1 protein-coding gene and 1 pseudogene are annotated in these 833 nt (G+C 49.6%); both read left to right on the top strand.

All coding sequences use genetic code 11. The features are described 5' to 3' along the window. A pseudogene (locus tag WMO75_RS19635) lies at nt 1-570 on the top strand (MobQ family relaxase); the annotation flags it as partial. Nucleotides 571-633: 63 nt separating this feature from the next. Further along, nucleotides 634-833: CHC2 zinc finger domain-containing protein (locus tag WMO75_RS19630; RefSeq protein WP_349078862.1), on the top strand; the 200-nt coding region annotated here is incomplete at its 3' end.

The raw sequence follows: 833 nt of genomic DNA, 5'->3' as shown, positions 1-833 counted from the left end.
TCCTATCTCCGGCAAAAGGGGCTTTCCACTGTGGAGGACTTAGAAGCATTTCTGGAATCTTCCGGGAAATCAGCCGCAGATTACCGCAATCAGATGAAGCCAAAGGAAACCCGCAGCAAAGTGATTGACGGAATTCTCGCCAGCCGGATAGACTGCAAGGAATGTAAGCCTGTCTATGAGAAGTACCAGAAGATATTTTTTAAGAAAACAAAGGAGAAATTCAAACAGGAAACCCCGGAGGTTGTCCGGTATGAGAAAGCCGCTGCCCACCTTGCCAAGCACCCAGACGATAAGGACAGTACCCAAAAGGAGCTGCAAGAGGAGCAGGAAACGCTTCTCAGCGAAATCGCAGAGCTGAAAGTACCACTGACCGAGGTACAGGAGGATTTGAAGAAGCTGCGGGACATCCGCTACTGGGTACGGAAAGCCACACCCGGCACAGAAGAAAGCAAAGAGCCGCCCAAGAAGCAGCCCATCAAAGAAGTCTTACAGGATAAGGCGAACGAGAAAAAAGCACAAAGCACCACCCAGGAACAGACGAAACACAGACAACAGGATATGGAACTTTAACAGGCACTTGCCATTTTCAATCAGAGAATGTCAGGTGCTTTTTCTTTTTAAGGAGGGATAGATTTGAATGTATTTGAAGCTGTGAAGCAGTCCGTCACAACCAGACAGGCTGCGGAGCATTATGGAATCCATGTAGGTCGGAACAGGATGGCTTGCTGCCCGTTCCATCACGATAAAACCCCAAGTATGAAGCTGGATCGGCGTTACCACTGCTTCGGCTGCGGTGCGGATGGGGATGTGATTGATTTTGCCGCCGCCCTGTA

It is taken from the genome of Blautia intestinihominis (genome assembly GCF_040096655.1).
In the GTDB taxonomy this organism is placed as follows: Bacteria; Bacillota; Clostridia; order Lachnospirales; family Lachnospiraceae; genus Blautia_A; species Blautia_A intestinihominis.
This window is presented reverse-complemented; position numbering and strand designations above follow the sequence as displayed.